At 63.2% G+C, this 15,395-nt stretch carries 17 protein-coding genes; 4 read left to right on the forward strand and 13 right to left on the reverse strand.

All coding sequences use genetic code 11. The features are described from left to right. Positions 1 to 16: 16 nt before the first annotated feature. The 3 genes from NKI67_RS23280 to NKI67_RS23290 form a co-directional block, all read right to left on the reverse strand. On the reverse strand, positions 17 to 1,153 hold the full coding sequence (locus NKI67_RS23280) for an ABC transporter permease (RefSeq protein ID WP_352453394.1): 1,137 nt from the start codon (positions 1,151 to 1,153) through the stop codon (positions 17 to 19). Beyond that, on the reverse strand, positions 1,150 to 2,028 hold the full coding sequence (locus tag NKI67_RS23285; protein ID WP_352647004.1) for an ABC transporter permease: 879 nt from the start codon (positions 2,026 to 2,028) through the stop codon (positions 1,150 to 1,152). The genes NKI67_RS23280 and NKI67_RS23285 overlap by 4 nt, the downstream gene beginning before the upstream one ends. 391 nt (positions 2,029 to 2,419) lie before the next feature. Continuing rightward, entirely contained in the window at positions 2,420 to 3,211 is a 792-nt protein-coding gene (locus NKI67_RS23290) for an ABC transporter ATP-binding protein (RefSeq protein ID WP_023675872.1), read from the reverse strand. Between the two features lie 191 nt (positions 3,212 to 3,402). On the opposite strand from NKI67_RS23290, the gene NKI67_RS23295 reads away from it, so the two are divergent. Beyond that, the gene (locus NKI67_RS23295; protein WP_023675871.1) at positions 3,403 to 3,807 is read left to right on the forward strand and encodes a cupin domain-containing protein; all 405 of its coding nucleotides are present in this window, start codon (positions 3,403 to 3,405) and stop codon (positions 3,805 to 3,807) included. A gap of 35 nt (positions 3,808 to 3,842) precedes the next feature. Here the strand turns inward: NKI67_RS23295 and NKI67_RS23300 are convergent, their stop codons facing one another. The 5 genes from NKI67_RS23300 to aptA all read right to left on the reverse strand — a co-directional run bounded on the left by NKI67_RS23300 (position 3,843) and on the right by aptA (position 8,864). Next, positions 3,843 to 4,184: a hypothetical protein gene (locus NKI67_RS23300; protein WP_031211553.1), complete on the reverse strand. Its 342-nt coding sequence runs from the start codon at positions 4,182 to 4,184 to the stop codon at positions 3,843 to 3,845. A 29-nt stretch (positions 4,185 to 4,213) separates the two neighbouring features. Continuing rightward, the gene (gene hydA / locus NKI67_RS23305; protein WP_352647007.1) at positions 4,214 to 5,665 is read right to left on the reverse strand and encodes a dihydropyrimidinase; all 1,452 of its coding nucleotides are present in this window, start codon (positions 5,663 to 5,665) and stop codon (positions 4,214 to 4,216) included. Between the two features lie 12 nt (positions 5,666 to 5,677). After that, the gene (locus NKI67_RS23310; RefSeq protein ID WP_352647010.1) at positions 5,678 to 6,973 is read right to left on the reverse strand and encodes a Zn-dependent hydrolase; all 1,296 of its coding nucleotides are present in this window, start codon (positions 6,971 to 6,973) and stop codon (positions 5,678 to 5,680) included. Positions 6,974 to 6,976: 3 nt separating this feature from the next. Then, entirely contained in the window at positions 6,977 to 7,396 is a 420-nt protein-coding gene (locus tag NKI67_RS23315; RefSeq protein WP_352647013.1) for an endonuclease domain-containing protein, read from the reverse strand. A gap of 139 nt (positions 7,397 to 7,535) precedes the next feature. Then, positions 7,536 to 8,864: an omega-aminotransferase AptA gene (gene aptA / locus NKI67_RS23320; protein ID WP_352453401.1), complete on the reverse strand. Its 1,329-nt coding sequence runs from the start codon at positions 8,862 to 8,864 to the stop codon at positions 7,536 to 7,538. Positions 8,865 to 9,107: 243 nt separating this feature from the next. On the opposite strand from aptA, the gene NKI67_RS23325 reads away from it, so the two are divergent. Next, positions 9,108 to 9,749: a TetR family transcriptional regulator C-terminal domain-containing protein gene (locus NKI67_RS23325; RefSeq protein WP_254819042.1), complete on the forward strand. Its 642-nt coding sequence runs from the start codon at positions 9,108 to 9,110 to the stop codon at positions 9,747 to 9,749. Between the two features lie 226 nt (positions 9,750 to 9,975). On the opposite strand, the gene NKI67_RS23330 is transcribed toward NKI67_RS23325, so the two are convergent. Next, complete coding sequence (locus NKI67_RS23330; RefSeq protein ID WP_352637266.1) at positions 9,976 to 10,848, reverse strand: helix-turn-helix transcriptional regulator; 873 nt, start codon at positions 10,846 to 10,848, stop codon at positions 9,976 to 9,978. 105 nt (positions 10,849 to 10,953) lie between these two features. Here NKI67_RS23330 and NKI67_RS23335 point away from each other — a divergent pair, with 105 nt between their 5' ends. Next, complete coding sequence (locus NKI67_RS23335) at positions 10,954 to 11,805, forward strand: SDR family NAD(P)-dependent oxidoreductase (protein ID WP_352647015.1); 852 nt, start codon at positions 10,954 to 10,956, stop codon at positions 11,803 to 11,805. Further along, positions 11,802 to 12,524, forward strand: coding sequence for an SDR family oxidoreductase (locus NKI67_RS23340; RefSeq protein WP_352647017.1), 723 nt, complete (start codon positions 11,802 to 11,804; stop codon positions 12,522 to 12,524). Before NKI67_RS23335 ends, NKI67_RS23340 begins: the two co-directional genes overlap by 4 nt. 35 nt (positions 12,525 to 12,559) lie before the next feature. Here NKI67_RS23340 and NKI67_RS23345 read toward each other — a convergent pair whose 3' ends face one another. From NKI67_RS23345 to preA, 4 genes are all read right to left on the reverse strand, one after another. After that, positions 12,560 to 12,937, reverse strand: a complete 378-nt coding sequence (locus tag NKI67_RS23345) for a DoxX family protein (RefSeq protein ID WP_023675861.1) — start codon at positions 12,935 to 12,937, stop codon at positions 12,560 to 12,562. A 54-nt stretch (positions 12,938 to 12,991) separates the two neighbouring features. Next, a complete protein-coding gene (locus NKI67_RS23350; RefSeq protein ID WP_023675860.1) occupies positions 12,992 to 13,450 on the reverse strand; it encodes a carboxymuconolactone decarboxylase family protein in 459 nt (152 codons plus the stop codon). Between the two features lie 11 nt (positions 13,451 to 13,461). Beyond that, positions 13,462 to 13,980, reverse strand: a complete 519-nt coding sequence (locus NKI67_RS23355; protein WP_023675859.1) for an RrF2 family transcriptional regulator — start codon at positions 13,978 to 13,980, stop codon at positions 13,462 to 13,464. A 101-nt stretch (positions 13,981 to 14,081) separates the two neighbouring features. After that, positions 14,082 to 15,395, reverse strand: a complete 1,314-nt coding sequence (gene preA, locus NKI67_RS23360) for an NAD-dependent dihydropyrimidine dehydrogenase subunit PreA (RefSeq protein ID WP_023675858.1) — start codon at positions 15,393 to 15,395, stop codon at positions 14,082 to 14,084.

The raw sequence follows: 15,395 nt of genomic DNA on the forward strand, positions 1-15,395 counted from the left end.
CCTAAACCCACCGCCCCTATCCACCACGGACAGAGGGATGCCAAAACGTGACTGCTCTCTCGAAAAGAGCGACCACGCCATAAAAGACCGAACCCGCAAGTGCTGCAACTGCGATTTCCGCCCACACCATATCGATGTTCATCCGCCCGACTTCCGTCGAAATGCGGAATCCCATGCCGACCACCGGCGTGCCGAAGAACTCGGCGACGATGGCGCCGATCAGCGCCAGCGTCGAATTGATCTTCAACGCATTGAAGATGAAGGGTGCCGCCGCCGGCAGCCGCAGCTTGAACAGCGTCTGCCAGTAGCTCGAGGCATAGGTGCGCATCAGGTCGCGCTCCATATGGCCGGAGGCGGCAAGCCCGGCGACGGTGTTCACCAGCATCGGGAAGAAGGTCATGATGATGACCACCGCTGCCTTCGACTGCCAGTCGAAGCCGAACCACATGACCATAATCGGCGCGACGCCGATGATCGGCAGCGCCGACACCATATTGCCGATCGGCAAAAGCCCGCGCCGCAGGAACGGCACGCGGTCGGCGGCGATGGCAACGAGGAAGCCGGCGCTGCTCCCCACCACATAGCCGAAGATAACCGCCTTGAAGATGGTCTGCCTGACATCGGCCCCCAGCACCGGCAGCGAGCCGACGATGCGTGCACCGATGGCGCTTGGCGGCGGCAACAGGATGAAGGGAATGCCGGCACCACGCGTCACCGCCTCCCAGATGATCAGGATCCAGGCGCCGAAGATGGCCGGAATGATCAGGCGCAGGGCGGTTGACGCCCAGCGCGATGTCGGGCGAAACGACGACAAGACCGTTACGCAGCGCCAGGCCAAAAACCACGCCGCGACGAGCAGCAGATAGAAGGATGCGCGAGCGCTGCCCTCATTGCCGGTTATGCCGGCGAGCAGCATCCACGCTGCGCCATGCGCGCCAAGGAACAGCAACACCACCCCGATCATCGGTGGAAAGTTGTCGGCCTCGATTGCCACGAGCAGCAAAATGAAAATCAACACCGTAGTCGCCATGCCGTAACCGGGCGTAGCACTGACGAGCGGCCAAAGAAGCAGCGCGCCGACAAGCAGGACAAGCGCGGCATACCCCTGCCAGGATCGAGGCGTGATTGAGGAAAGGCTCAGGATGGAGCTCATGCCGGCCTCCCGCCCATGGCGCGGTCGACAAGGCGCCCGGCGATGCCGACGACCATCACCAGCAGCGCCGCGACCACCGACCCGGCAACCAGAGCCGACCAGATGTCGATGGTCTGGCTGTAGTAGGCGCCGGCGAGCAATTTGGCACCGATGCCGGCGACGGCGCCGGTCGGCAACTCGCCGACGATGGCGCCGACCAGGCTGGCGGCCACCGCCACCTTCATCGAGGTGAACAGGAACGGCACCGAAGCCGGCACGCGCAATTTCCAGAAGGTCTGCGAGGCACTGGCATTATAGGTGTGCATCAGGTCGAGATGGGTGAGCTCGGGCGAGCGCAGTCCCTTCACCATGCCGACCGCCACGGGGAAGAACGACAGATAGGTCGAGATCAGCGCCTTCGGGATAAGCCCGGTGATGCCGACCGCCGCCAGCACGACGATGATCATCGGCGCCACCGCCAGGATCGGAATGGTCTGCGAGGCGATGATCCACGGCATCAGACTGCGGTCGAGCGTCGCCACATGCACGATGCCGACGGCGATGACGATGCCGAGCGCCGTGCCGAAAGCAAAGCCGAGCAGCGTCGACGACAGCGTCACCCAGGCATTGTAGACAAGGCTGCGGTTCGAGGTGATGCTACGCAGAAAGGTGTTTTCGAAAAAATTCACCGCCACCTGATGCGGCGCCGGCAGCGTCGGCTTCGGCTGTACCAGCGTCTTGCCGATGAATTCCACAACACCCGGCGTCTGATTGGCGCGGCGGTCGAGATCGCGCTGGAACGGCGCGTTGAGGATGACAGCCATGACGTACCAGACGACGACGACGCCCAGGAGGATCGAGGTCACCGGAACGATCTTGTCGCGAAACGAGTCCATCTAGTGGTCCTCGCAGGATGGGTGCCCTCCTCTCCCCAACGGGGAGAGGGTGGCCGGAGCGAAGCGGAGGCCGGGTACTTTTGCTACGGCAATCGTTTCTTTCGTCATCCTAGGGCGAAGCAAGGAGCGAAGCGACGCGGCGCAGACCCTAGGATCCATGCCGTTACCTCCCTGCTTCGCAACGGTGCGGAACATTACTCCCTCTCTAGAAGGAACAGCGGCTGCCTTGGCTTGCCGGGCGGATACCCTGAACCATGTGCACCCTTCGGCCGACGTCACGGCATGGATCCTAGGGTCTGCGCAGGCCGCTTCGCGGCTGCTCCGCCCTAGGATGACGAAGGCATGGGTGGCCCCGCTGGCCCCGACGGGGAGAGGAGGGAGGTCATCCCGCTCAATCATCATAGCTGTGCCCTGCCCTCAGCCCGTCGCGCACGCGTGCCGCGATGGCCAGGAACTCCGGCGTCTCGCGGATATCGAGCGGCCGCTTTTTCGGCAGCGTCGATTCTATGACGTCGCTGACACGCCCCGGGCGCGGCGACATGACGACGATGCGCGTCGACAGATAGACCGCCTCAGGGATCGAATGGGTGACGAAGCAGATAGTCTTGTTGGTCCGCTCCCAAAGCTCCAGCAGCTGTTCGTTGAGGTGATCGCGCACGATCTCGTCCAGCGCGCCGAACGGCTCGTCCATCAACAAAAGGTCGGCGTCGAAGGCGAGCGCCCGCGCGATCGAGGCGCGCTGCTGCATGCCGCCCGAAAGCTGCCAGGGGTATTTCTTCTCGAAGCCGCTGAGGTTGACAAGGTCGAGGGTTCGCTTGATGCGCGCCGCCTGCTCCGCCCTGGACAGGCCCATGATCTCCAGCGGCAGTGCTACATTGCGCTCGATCGTGCGCCACGGATAAAGTGCGGCCGCCTGGAAGACATAGCCATAGGCGCGGCTCTGGCGCGCCTGCTCGGGCGTCATGCCGTTGACGGAAATGCTTCCCGATGTCGGCTTCTCCAGATCGGCGATGACGCGCAGCAAGGTCGTCTTGCCGCAGCCGGACGGCCCGATGAAGGACACGAATTCCCCCTTGCCGATCGTCAGGTCGACATTCGACAGCGCCTGCACCGGACCATCATTGGTCTGGAAGGTCAGGCCAAGCTTGCTTGCCGAAACAACGGCTGGCGATACTCCCGTCATCGGCCGTAGCCTGTCGCTTCCGGCCACTGCGGCGCCGGCCGGAATCCCATTGATTTTACCCTGATGTTGCTTTCCACTCGCCCAGTCCTACTCGCCCCAGTTTTACTCGCCCCAGTTTTACGCGCCCCAGTTCTACGCGCCCCAGTTCTACGCGCCCTTGTCCCATCAGATAGACGCCCGGAGTTGCCCCGATGTCGCCCAAACCGACTTGCCATCTTATCCGCCCTGAAAGCTCTTATGAAGGCAAGCAGGGCCTGAGTTATTTCGCCGGCATCGCCGCCGAAACAGTCGGCTCGTCCGGCATCTGCATGCATCTGCTGACCATGCCGCCGGGTGCCCGCGCCAAGGCGCATATGCACGAAAACCATGAAACCGCGATCTATGTGCTCTCCGGCGAAGTCCATACCTGGTATGGCGACCGGCTCGAACAGCATATCGTGGTCAAGGCCGGCGATCTTTTCTATATTCCCCCCGGCGTGCCGCATCTGCCGGCCAATCTGAGCGACGGCCCCGCCTCGGCGGTCATTGCCCGCACCGATCCCAACGAACAGGAAAGCGTCGTCCTGCTGCCGGAACTGGACGGGTTGGTCGCCTGACGCCGGCATCGAGGCAGCGGTCGTCATCGGCACCGTCACGAACATGATTTCAGCGGCCCTATCTCCTCAAGGCCGGGAATGGTCACGAAGAAACCGTCCCCTCCTCTGTTGATGACCTTGACGACATCCGTGGTCGTGCCCTCCTCGCCCTCGGCGAAACAGGTGGAGCTCAACAACAGGGTGCCAGGCGCCGTCGTCAGTCGCTGTGCGAACTGGCAGCCGCTGCCATAGGTTTCGACGCCATCGGCGGTCAGCACGACATAATCGTCGCTGTCCTGATAACCGAGCCGTACACCAGCGCAACCGACCTCATTGCCAAAGGAGCCGGCAAGGACGTCAGCCGCCGCCGGCCCCGCGGCAAGGATCACCGCGGCCATTGAGATAATCGCTCCGTGGCTCGCCAAGCTCAAACGCCCGTCGCCGGGATGCCCGTCCGTTCTACCTTGCGCGGCGCGGAAATTTCCTTCCACGTCGACAGCGCCCGGTTGACCGCCGCGTTCGGCTCGCGAGCGACGAACTCGCCATGGCCGGGCTTCGCCTTGACCTCGTTTTCCTCGATCGACAGTTCGCCGCGCGAGAAGACGAAGCGCGGCAGGCCGGTTACCTCAAAACCTTCGAAGACATTGTAGTCGATCACCGACTGCTGCTTCTTGGCCGTGATCTTCTTCTTGCGCTTCGGATCCCAGACGACGATGTCGGCATCCGCGCCTTCGACGACGGCGCCCTTCTTCGGGTACATGTTGAGGATCTTGGCGATGTTGGTCGAGGTCACCGCGACGAACTCGTTCATCGTCAGCCGGCCAGTGTTGACGCCGGTCGTCCACAGCACCGGCAAACGATCCTCGAGCCCGCCCGTGCCGTTCGGGATCTTGGTGAAGTCGCCGACGCCGTTGCGCTTTTGTTTGGTGGTGAAGGCACAATGGTCGGTCGCCACCACTTGCAGCGACCCGGCCTGCAGGCCGGCCCACAGCGAATCCTGGTGCCATTTGTTGCGGAAGGGCGGGCTCATGACACGCCGCGCCGCATGGTCCCAGTCCTTGTTGAAATACTCGCTCTCGTCCAGTGTCAGGTGCTGGATCAGCGGCTCGCCGAATACCCGCATGCCTTTCTGGCGCGCCCGGCGGATGGCCTCGTGCGCCTGCTCGCAGGATACATGCACGACATAGAGCGGCACGCCGGCCATGTCGGCGATCATGATGGCGCGGTTGGTCGCCTCGCCTTCCACTTCCGGCGGACGCGAATAGGCGTGTCCTTCGGGGCCACTATTGCCCGCCGCCAGCAGCTTCTGCGACAGCGCCGCCACCACGTCGCCATTCTCGGCATGAACCAGCGGCAGCGCGCCAAGATCGGCACAGCGCTGGAACGACGAATACAGCTCATCGTCATCGACCATCAGCGCGCCCTTGTAGGCCATGAAATGCTTGAACGAGGTAATGCCCCTGTCGACGACGGTGGCCATCTCGTCGAACACCTGCTTGCCCCACCAGGTGATCGCCATGTGGAAGGAATAGTCGCAGGACGCCTTCGAGGTCTTGTTGTCCCACATCTGCAGGGCCTCGAGCAGCGATTGCTGCGGCGCCGGCAGACAGAAATCGACGACCATCGTCGTGCCGCCGGCAAGTGCCGCGCGCGTGCCACTCTCGAAATCGTCGGCCGAATAGGTGCCCATGAACGGCATTTCGAGATGGGTATGCGGGTCGATGCCGCCCGGCATCACATAGCAGCCGCTGGCGTCGAACTCATGGTCACCATGCAAATCCGACCCGATGCCGATGATCTTGCCGTGCTTGAACAGCACGTCGGCCTTCCACGTGCGGTCGGCGGTGACGATGGTCCCATTCTTGATGACTTTGGACATTTTCTTGTTCCCTTATTCTCTTCGCGCTTCTTGTGAGCGGCGTTGCGAGGCTATCCCATCATTGGAAATCATCGCCGTGTCGACCACCGCATGGAACAGCACGTCGGCGCCGGCCGCTGCCCATTCCTTGGTGATTTCCTCGGCCTCGTTGTGGCTGAGCCCGTCGACGCACGGGCACATCACCATCGCCGTCGGCGCGACGCGGTTGATCCAGCAGGCGTCATGGCCGGCGCCGGAGACGATGTTGCGATGCGTATATCCCAGGCGCTCCGCCGCATCCCGCACAGCCTTGACGCAGCCCGCGTCGAAAGTGACCGGATCGAAATGGCCGACCTGATCGATTTGATATTTGATGTCGAGCGCGTCGCAGATCGTGTCGATGCCTTCGCGGATGCGGCCGTCCATGGCGTCCAGCACCTCCTTTTCCGGCGAGCGGATGTCGATGGTGAAGACGGTGCGGCCGGCGATGATGTTGCGCGAATTCGGATAGACCTCCATATGGCCGACCGCACCGACGGCGTCGGGTTGGTAGTCCATGGCGATCTCGTGCACCAATTCGATCACCCGCGCCATGCCGAGCCCGGCATTGCGCCGCTTCGGCATCGGCGTCGAGCCGGTATGCGCCTCCTTGCCGGTCAACGTCACCTGCAGCCATTTCAGTCCCTGGCCATGGGTGACGACACCAATGTCGATGCCCTCGTCCTCGAGGATCGGGCCTTGCTCGATATGCAATTCGAAGAAGGCGTGGATCTTGCGCTCGCCGACTTTCTCGGTGCCCTTCCAGCCGATCCGTTCGAGCTCCTCGCCGAATTTCTTGCCATCCTTGTCGACATGCGAATAGACGTCGGCCTGATCGAGCACGCCGGCGAATACCCCGGACGCCATCATCGCCGGCGCAAAGCGGGCGCCTTCCTCGTTGGTCCAGTTGGTGACGACGATCGGATGCTTTGTCTTGATGCCGAGATCGTTGAGCGAGCGCACGACCTCCAGCCCGCCGAGCACGCCGAGCACACCATCATACTTGCCGCCGGTCGGCTGGGTGTCGAGATGGCTGCCGACATAGACCGGCGGCAGGCTGGCATCGGTGCCTTCGCGACGGGCAAACATCGTGCCCATCTCGTCGACGCCCATTTCGAGCCCCGCCTCATCGCACCAGCGCTTGAACAGATGCCGCCCTTCGCCGTCCTCGTCGGTAACGGTCTGGCGATTGTTGCCGCCGGCAATGCCGGGGCCGATCTTCGCCATCTCCATTATCGAATCCCACAAACGGTCTGAATTGATTCGCAAATTCTCGCCGGGGGCGGCCATATTCTAAAACCTCATTGGTTGCGGCACGCCAGCGTCCCCCTCCCCCTTGAGGGGAGGGTGGCCGCGAAGCGGTCGGGTGGGGTCGGCTGACATGCGCGCGACCTTATCCTTGACCACTTGTGCGACATGCCAGGCGCTGTTTATGACATCGGGCTCATCGACGCGAAAGATATCGAACCCGAGCGATCGCAGATAGGCATCACGGACGGCGTCGTGCCGTTTGCCCTTCTCCTGTTCGTGCAGATCACCATCGACTTCAACGACCAGCTTTACCGCAAGGCAAGCAAAGTCGACGATATAAGGCCCGATCGGACACTGGCGGCGGAATTTCATCCCGGCCGATTTCAATTCGCGCAGTTCATACCAAAGCAGCGATTCGCCTTTGGTCGCATGAACTCGAAGCGCGCGCGCCTTCTGGCGCATTTCGAAGCTCACGCGGGTCCGGGGCATCACAGGCACCTATGCGGCCGAAGGTCAGGCTGGCGCGTTGCCGCGCCGACCCCACCCGGCCGCTTCGCGGCCACCCTCCCCTCGAGGGGGAGGGAAAGCTGCGGCACATTCGTCAATCCACAGCCCTCAGCACTTCGCGCACATGGTCGATCAATTCGTTGATCTGACCCTTGGTGATGATCAGCGGCGGCGATAGCGCGATGATGTCGCCGGTGGTGCGGATCAATGCACCGCGCTCGAACGCCTTGACGAAAGCCGAGAAGGCCCGCTTCGTCGGCTGGCCGGCGATCGGCGCCAGCTCGATCGCGCCGATCAGGCCGATGTTGCGGATGTCGATGACGTTCGGCTCGCCCTTCAGCGAGTGCAGCGCGTCCTCCCAGTACGGCGCCAGTTCCTCGCCGCGCGTCAGCAGCCCCTCTTCCTTGTAGGTGTCGAGCGTGCCCAACGCCGCCGCGCAGGCGATCGGATTGCCCGAATAGGTGTAGCCGTGGAAGAACTCGATCATGTGCTCGGGCCCGGTCATGAAGGCGTCGTGGATTTCCTTCTTCACGAACACCGCGCCCATCGGGATGACGCCGTTGGAGACGCCTTTGGCGGTGGTCATGATATCCGGCGTGACACCGAAATAGTCGGCGGCGAACGGCGTGCCGAGACGGCCGAAACCGGTGATGACTTCGTCGAAGATCAGCAAGATGCCGTGCTTGGTGCAGATCTCGCGCAGCCTCTCGAGATAGCCCTTCGGCGGCAGGATGACGCCGGTGGAACCGGCCACCGGCTCGACGATGACGGCGGCAATGGTCGAGGCGTCGTGCAGTGCGACGATGCGCTCCAGCTCGTTGGCCAGTTCCGCGCCATGCTCCGGCACGCCCTTGGTGAAAGAGTTCTTTTCCGGCAGATGCGTGTGCGGCATGTGATCGACGCCGCCGAGCAGCGTGCCGAACATCTTGCGGTTGGTGACGATGCCGCCGACCGAGATGCCGCCGAAATTGACGCCGTGATAGCCGCGCTCGCGGCCGATCAGACGGGTGCGCGAGCCCTCGCCTTTTACGCGGTGATAAGCGATTGCCATCTTCAGCGCCGTCTCGACCGATTCCGAGCCGGAATTGGTGAAGAACACATGGTCCATGCCCTTCGGCGCGATGTCGACCAGCCGGTTCGCCAGCTCGAACACGATCGGATGGCCCATCTGGAACGCGGGTGCGTAGTCGAGCTCTGCCGCCTGGCTCTGGATCGCCTCGGTGATCTTCGGGCGGCAGTGGCCGGCATTGACGCACCACAGGCCGGCGGTGCCGTCGAGCACCTTGCGCCCGTCGCTGGTCGTGTAGTGCATGTCCTTGGCCGACACCATCATGCGCGGCGCCTGCTTGAACTGCCGGTTTGCCGTGAACGGCATCCAGAATGCGCTGAGATCGTTCGGCGTGACTTTCAGCCGGTTGGACATGACCAAGACTTCCCCTTGTAACCTGTTTCGGTGCGGCTAACGCTTGGTCTTTCCAACGCTTGGTCTTCGCGACGTTTTCGTGCTACGCAAATTTTTGACCGGTTGGACAAACGTTAGCACCGCCTTATCAGCGGTCAAGGGATTACTAGCGGAAATGCGGCTTTCGAAGTGCGCTCCACAGGGCGAGGAAAAACTGGTCCAGAGAATTGGTCCAGACACTCCTCCCAGCGAAGGTTTTGCGGGGTGACGGGGGCGGTCGAAAGCTCCGCTCCTCGCCGCACCCGCATTCAGCTGGAAAAGCGCGAGCTCATCCTGGAGGCGGCGCTCGAAGTCTTCTCGACCAACGGTTTTCGCGGCTCGACCATCGACCAGATCGCCGAAGCCGCCGGCATGTCGAAGCCGAACCTGCTCTATTATTTCCGCCGTAAGGAGGACATCCACGAGACGCTGATGCAGCGGCTTCTCGACACCTGGCTGGCGCCGCTGCGCGAACTCGACGATATCGGCGATCCCTTGACCGAACTGCGCAGCTACATCAGGCGCAAGCTCGAAATGGCGCGCGATTTCCCGCGCGAGAGCCGGCTGTTCGCCAACGAGATCCTGCAGGGCGCGCCGCGCATCATGCCGATGCTGGAAGGCGAGTTGAAGACGCTGGTCGACGAGAAAGCCAACGTTATCAAGGGCTGGATGCGCGCCGGCAAGATCGCCCGCACCGACCCCTGGCACCTGATCTTTTCGATCTGGGCGACAACGCAGCATTATGCCGATTTCGACGTGCAGGTCCGCGCCGTGCTCGGCCCCGATCGCGGCGGCGACGGCCGCTTCGAGGACGCCGCAAGATTTCTCGAGCAACTGTTCATCGACGGGCTGAAGCCGAAGGGCTGAGGCAGCTCGGCTGTCGCAAACCTCCCCCATTGCTTCGTCATCCTGGGGCGCAGCAAGGAGCGGAGCGACGCAGCGCAGACCCCAGGATCCATGCCGTGACCTCAGAGCGTTGCTGCAGTGCAGTATTCTGCTCCGCTGCATTCTTCGGCAGATGTCACGGCATGGATCCCAGGGTCTCCGCGACGCCGCTTCGCGGCTGCTACGCCCTGGGATGACGAAGCTGGGTTCACGCGCTGCGCCGCTCGGCCGGAAGCGTCTCCAGCAGCTGTTCGAGCTTGGCGATCGAGTTCTGCTCGGCGAGCGGCGTGTAGACGATCAGCTTCATGTCCGAGCCGTCGTCGATCGACAGGCTCATATGCTCGAACGCCATGGCGCCTGCCGTCGGATGCCTGACATGCTTCACACCCGACAGGTTGCGGGCCACATCGCGCAGCGGCCACCATGCCCGAAACTCCGGGCTTGAACGTGTCATCAGCGCGATCAGCCGCTCGAAATCCGGGTCGCCGACATATCTGGCGCTTTCTGCCCGGAATGACGCCAGCACGGCACGCGCCAGTTCCTCCCAGTCAACGAGCAGGCGCCGATGCTGCGGGCTGGTGAAAACCATATGGACGATGTTGCGGGCATCGCCCTCCAGCAGGCCATAGTCGCCGAATACGGCTGCCGCGGCAGAGTTCCAGGCCAGCACGTCCCAGCGACGCCCAACGACATAGGCCGGCTGCAGGACCAGGCTTTGCAGCATGTGCAGCAAGGGACCGTCGACCCTTTCCGGGGCGTCGACGCGACGCTCCGGCTGCGGACGGCCGGCAAGGATGAACAGATGCCGTTGCTCGGCCGCATCCAGACGCAACGCCTGACTGAGCGCCGTCAGCACCTCCACCGATGGCCTGACGTCGCGCCCCTGCTCCAGCCAGGTGTACCAGGTCGTGCCGACGCCGGCGATCATCGCCACCTCCTCGCGCCGCAGCCCGGGCGTGCGCCGGCGCAAGCCGGTCGAGATGCCGGTGGCCGAAGGCGTCAGCCTTTCGCGCCGCGAGCGCAGAAATGCGCCAAGCTCGCGGCGACGGCTGCCTTCGGCGGAGTGCGTGGTGGAATCCATCGGCGCTATTATAGCAGTACCGATACCAGGATAAAGTTTGAACTGTTTGGCATGCGTCTGGTGCCCCATCTTTCTGCTCAGAGCGATGACATGGAGGCTCTGAACATGGAACTGAAAGACAAGACGATCCTGATTACCGGCTCGACCGACGGCGTCGGCCGCGTTGTCGCGCAACGGCTCGGCGCCGGCGGCGCCCGCATCCTGGTGCATGGCCGCGACGCGACAAGGGGCAAGGCGATCGTGACCGAGATCGAAGCCGCCGGCGGCAAGGCCGAGCTGCTTGTCGCCGATCTCTCCTCCCTGGCCGAGGTCCGCCGCCTCGCCGAAGCCGTGCGCGCCAGGACTGACCGGCTCGATATCCTCATCAACAATGCCGGCGTCGGCACAGCCGGCCCCAACGCGAAACGGCAGGTCAGCGCCGACGGCTACGAGCTGCGCTTTGCCGTCAATTATCTCGCCGGCTTCCTGCTCACCACGGAGCTGCTGCCGCTGCTCAAGGCCAGCGCGCCGGCGCGCATCATCAATGTCGCCTCGGCCGGGCAACGGGCGATCGACTTCAGGGATGTCATGCTGACCCGCTCCTACGACGGCGTTCGTGCCTACTGCCAGAGCAAGCTGGCGCAGATCATGTTTACCATCGATCTGGCGGAGCAGCTGAACGGCACCGGCGTCACCGTCAACAGCCTGCATCCGGCAAGCTACATGAACACCACGATGGTGCGGCAGGCGGGCATCACGCCGTGGAGCTCGGTCGAAACCGGCGCCGAAGCCATCATCAATCTCGCCACATCGCCCACGCTGGAAGGGCGAAGCGGCCTCTATTTCGACGGCCAAAGGGAATCCCGCGCCGATGCGCAAGCCTATGACGCGAAGGCGAGGCAGCAGTTGCGTGAATTGAGCCTCGGTCTTGTCGGGCTCGCACCCGCTTCCGCCACATCGAAGAAAGAAAATTCATGATCGAGAAAACGCAGCACGCCGTGGTCGTCGGCGGCTCCTCCGGCATCGGCCTCGCCACCGCGAAAAAGCTGCTCGGCCCGGGGATGAAGGTGACGATCACCGGGCGCAGCCAGGAAAGGCTCGACAATGCATGGCAAAGCCTTGGCAGCGCGGTCGAAAAAGCTGCCTTCGACGCCGCGAAGCCGGACGAGGTTCGCCGGTTCTTCAGCGAACTCGGCCCTTTCGATCACCTGGTGCTGGCCGCCAGCGGCGGCAAGGGGCTCGGCCCGTTCGAAACGCTTGACCTGACCGACATCGGCGGCGGCGTCGACGAGAAGGTCCGGCCACAGCTCTCCTGCCTGCAGGCCGCCTTGCCGACGCTGAACAAGAGCGGCTCGGTGACTTTCATCTCGGCGGTGTCGGCGCAATTGTCAGCGCCGGGTATCGCCGGCATCGCCGCCGTCAACGGCATGCTGCTGACCGTGGTGCCGATCCTGGCGATGGAGCTGAAGCCGTTACGCGTCAATGTCGTGGCGCCGGGCGTCATCGACACGCCGTGGTGGGATTTCCTGCCCGATGAACAGCGCCATACGGTGTTTGCCGAGTATGCCGGCAAGACGCCGGTCGGCCGCATCGGCCGCGCCGAGGACGTCGCCAGCGCGATCGCATTCCTCGTCTCCAACGGGTTCATGACCGGCCAGGTGCTGACCTGCGACGGCGGCCTGCGCTTTGCGGCGTAAGCGGTGATGCGTCCACCGTTTCGGGACGGTCGCTGCTATGCCGCCTGCCCCATCAGCGAGAGAAACCCGCCGGTCAGCGCGACATTGGCGACAAACCCATTGATTCGGGCTGCGCGTTCCGGCCCCTGATGGTCCCAGAAATTGTGGAACATCGGCGTCGCGGCAATGAGGAACAGGATTAGCGCCGCCGCCGCGACAGCAGTCCACAAACCCGTCAACACCAACGCGCCGGCGCCGATCTGCAGGACGATGCCGGCCCACAGCGCCAGCCGCGCCTGCGGCACGCCGCGCGTCGCCATCAATTGGGTCACGAAAGCCCGGTTCTGGATGTTGCGCAGGCCGGCAAAGACGAAGGCGCCACCAAGCAGCAGACGGGCGGCAAATAGAATCTCGTTCTCAAAGTTTGCAAACATGTTCTTGATCTCCAACTGAAAACGGGCGCGCAGCTCGCGCGCCCGTCTCGTCGATCAGGCGGCCTTGGCTGCCGGCATCGGATGAAGGGCGTGGAACGGGATGCAAAGCCGGTTCCAGGTGTTGATCATGCCGAGCGCGACCGACAGCTTGACCAGTTCCTCTTCCGAGAAATGCTCGAGCGTCTGCACATAGAGTTCGTCCGAAACACCGCTTTCGGCGATCTTCGTCACCGCATCCGTCCAGGCAAAGGCGGCGCGTTCGCGTGCCGAAAATAGCGGCGATTCCTTCCAGGCCGAGACGAGATAAAGCCTCTGCTCAGTCTCGCCATCGCGCCTAGCCTCACGGCTGTGCATCTCGACGCAATAGGAGCAACCATTGATCTGCGATGCCCTGAGCTTGATCAGATGCAGCAGGCTCGCCTCGAGCCCGCATTCGTCGACCGCCTTGTTGAGTGCCGACACCGCCTTCATGATCTCCGGCGCCTTGGCGAAAAATTGCATCCGCTGTTTCATCGTCTTTCCTTTCATGCTTGCTTGGTTGAACTGGATTTCTGCGGCCGCTGATGGCGCGCCACAAAGGCGCAACTGGCAGCAATCGATCTCGGATCGCCTTCTGCCGCGTAAGTGGCCACGATGTCGGACAGCTTGGTTTCGGCAAGTGCGGCACGATAGGCGCGCTCGGCCTTCAGCATCGCGGCATTGATGCCGCATAGTTTGACGTAGGCCGATGCATCGAGCTTGACGGGACCGTTGCGGCGGATCTCGCCGCAGCGAAAGGCAGGTTCGCGCCCTTCGACAGCGAGCACGATATCGAGCAGCGTAATGCGCTCGGCCGGCCGTGCTAGCCGATAGCCGCCGGACGGCCCCGGCACTGATTCCAGAATGCCGGACGCAGTCAGCGCGTTGAGATGCTTAAGCAGATAGCTCGGCGACAGCCCGAACGCCTCGGCCATGGCAGCACCTGGCAAGGTCGCGGCGCCATCAACGCCGGCGAGCATCGCGGCGCAGTGGATGGCCGCTTCGACGCCTTCGCCCAGCTTCATTTCGCTCTCCTGTTCATGGATATAGATTATCGTGGATAACTTTTATCCGCAATAGGAAAGTCAAAAAGCGGCGCCATGAACGCCGCTTTTTTTTCGCAATGCTATTCCGCCGCCACCTTGGCCATCGGATTGTTCGGATGCGTCGTCCAGTTGGCATAGATCGGCGACACTGGCCTACCAGTGCGCTCGTCGATCGCGCCAACCGCCAGTGGCTCCATGGTGATGCAGTTCTCGACCGGACAGACATTGACGCAGAGATTGCAGCCGACGCATTCGGCCTCGATCACCTCGAAATGCCTGACGCCATCGACGATTGCGGTGATCGCCTGGTGCGAAGTGTCCTCGCAGGCAATGTGGCAGCGGCCGCATTTGATGCAGGCATCCTGGTCGATATGCGCCTTGGCGACGTAGTTGAGGTTGAGATACTGCCAGTCGGTGACGTTGGGCGTGGCACGGCCGACGATGTCGTCGAGCGTGGCATGGCCCTTCTCGTCCATCCAGTTTTCCAGGCCGGCGATCATCTCCTGCACGATCTTGAAGCCAAAGGTCATCGCCGCCGTGCACACCTGCACATTGCCGGCGCCAAGCGCCATGAATTCGGCGGCGTCACGCCAGGTGGTAATGCCGCCGATACCGGAGATCGGCAGGCCCTTCGTTTCCGGGTCGCGCGCGATCTCGGCCACCATGTTCATGGCGATCGGCTTCACCGCCGGGCCGCAATAGCCGCCATGCGAACCCTTGCCGTCGATCGTCGGCTCCGGTGCGAAACTATCGAGATTGACGCCGGTGATCGAATTGATGGTGTTGATCAGCGACACCGCGTCGGTGCCGCCGGCAAGGGCAGCGCGTGCCGGCTTGCGTATGTCGGTGATGTTGGGCGTCAGCTTGGTGATGACAGGCATGCGCGTATTGGCCTTGCACCAGCGCACCACCATTTCGATGTATTCCGGCACCTGGCCGACCGCCGCACCCATGCCGCGTTCCGACATGCCGTGCGGGCAGCCGAAATTGAGCTCGATGCCGTCAGCGCCGGTCTCCTCGACCACCGGCAGGATCGCCTTCCAGGCATGCTCCTCGCACGGCACCATCAGCGAGACGACGATCGCCCGGTCGGGCCAGTCCATCTTGACCTGCTTGATCTCGCGCAGATTGACCTGCAGGTCACGGTCGGTGATCAGCTCGATATTGTTCAGGCCAAGCAGGCGACGATCGGCGCCCCAGATGGCGCCGTAGCGCGGCCCGTTGACGTTGACCACCGGCGGCCCTTCTTCGCCGAGCGTCTTCCAGACAACGCCGCCCCAGCCAGCCTTGAAGGCGCGGATGACGTTATAGGCCTTGTCGGTCGGCGGCGCCGAGGCTAGCCAGAACGGGTTCGGCGATTTGATGCCGACGAAATTGTTGCGGATGTCTGCCAT

The organism is Mesorhizobium sp. M0408 (assembly GCF_040321495.1).
Taxonomy (GTDB): Bacteria; Pseudomonadota; Alphaproteobacteria; order Rhizobiales; family Rhizobiaceae; genus Mesorhizobium.

Bases quoted from the DNA above. Each gene is read 5' to 3' on its own strand.
- NKI67_RS23280 (WP_352453394.1), bottom strand. From the start codon at position 1,153: ATGAGCTCCATCCTGAGCCTTTCCTCAATCACGCCTCGATCCTGGCAG.
- NKI67_RS23285 (WP_352647004.1), bottom strand. From the start codon at position 2,028: ATGGACTCGTTTCGCGACAAGATCGTTCCGGTGACCTCGATCCTCCTG.
- NKI67_RS23290 (WP_023675872.1), bottom strand. From the start codon at position 3,211: ATGACGGGAGTATCGCCAGCCGTTGTTTCGGCAAGCAAGCTTGGCCTG.
- NKI67_RS23295 (WP_023675871.1), top strand. From the start codon at position 3,403: ATGTCGCCCAAACCGACTTGCCATCTTATCCGCCCTGAAAGCTCTTAT.
- NKI67_RS23300 (WP_031211553.1), bottom strand. From the start codon at position 4,184: ATGGCCGCGGTGATCCTTGCCGCGGGGCCGGCGGCGGCTGACGTCCTT.
- hydA (WP_352647007.1), bottom strand. From the start codon at position 5,665: ATGTCCAAAGTCATCAAGAATGGGACCATCGTCACCGCCGACCGCACG.
- NKI67_RS23310 (WP_352647010.1), bottom strand. From the start codon at position 6,973: ATGGCCGCCCCCGGCGAGAATTTGCGAATCAATTCAGACCGTTTGTGG.
- NKI67_RS23315 (WP_352647013.1), bottom strand. From the start codon at position 7,396: ATGCGCCAGAAGGCGCGCGCGCTTCGAGTTCATGCGACCAAAGGCGAA.
- aptA (WP_352453401.1), bottom strand. From the start codon at position 8,864: ATGTCCAACCGGCTGAAAGTCACGCCGAACGATCTCAGCGCATTCTGG.
- NKI67_RS23330 (WP_352637266.1), bottom strand. From the start codon at position 10,848: ATGGATTCCACCACGCACTCCGCCGAAGGCAGCCGTCGCCGCGAGCTT.
- NKI67_RS23335 (WP_352647015.1), top strand. From the start codon at position 10,954: ATGGAACTGAAAGACAAGACGATCCTGATTACCGGCTCGACCGACGGC.
- NKI67_RS23340 (WP_352647017.1), top strand. From the start codon at position 11,802: ATGATCGAGAAAACGCAGCACGCCGTGGTCGTCGGCGGCTCCTCCGGC.
- NKI67_RS23345 (WP_023675861.1), bottom strand. From the start codon at position 12,937: ATGTTTGCAAACTTTGAGAACGAGATTCTATTTGCCGCCCGTCTGCTG.
- NKI67_RS23350 (WP_023675860.1), bottom strand. From the start codon at position 13,450: ATGAAACAGCGGATGCAATTTTTCGCCAAGGCGCCGGAGATCATGAAG.
- NKI67_RS23355 (WP_023675859.1), bottom strand. From the start codon at position 13,980: ATGAAGCTGGGCGAAGGCGTCGAAGCGGCCATCCACTGCGCCGCGATG.
- preA (WP_023675858.1), bottom strand. From the start codon at position 15,395: ATGGCAGACATCCGCAACAATTTCGTCGGCATCAAATCGCCGAACCCG.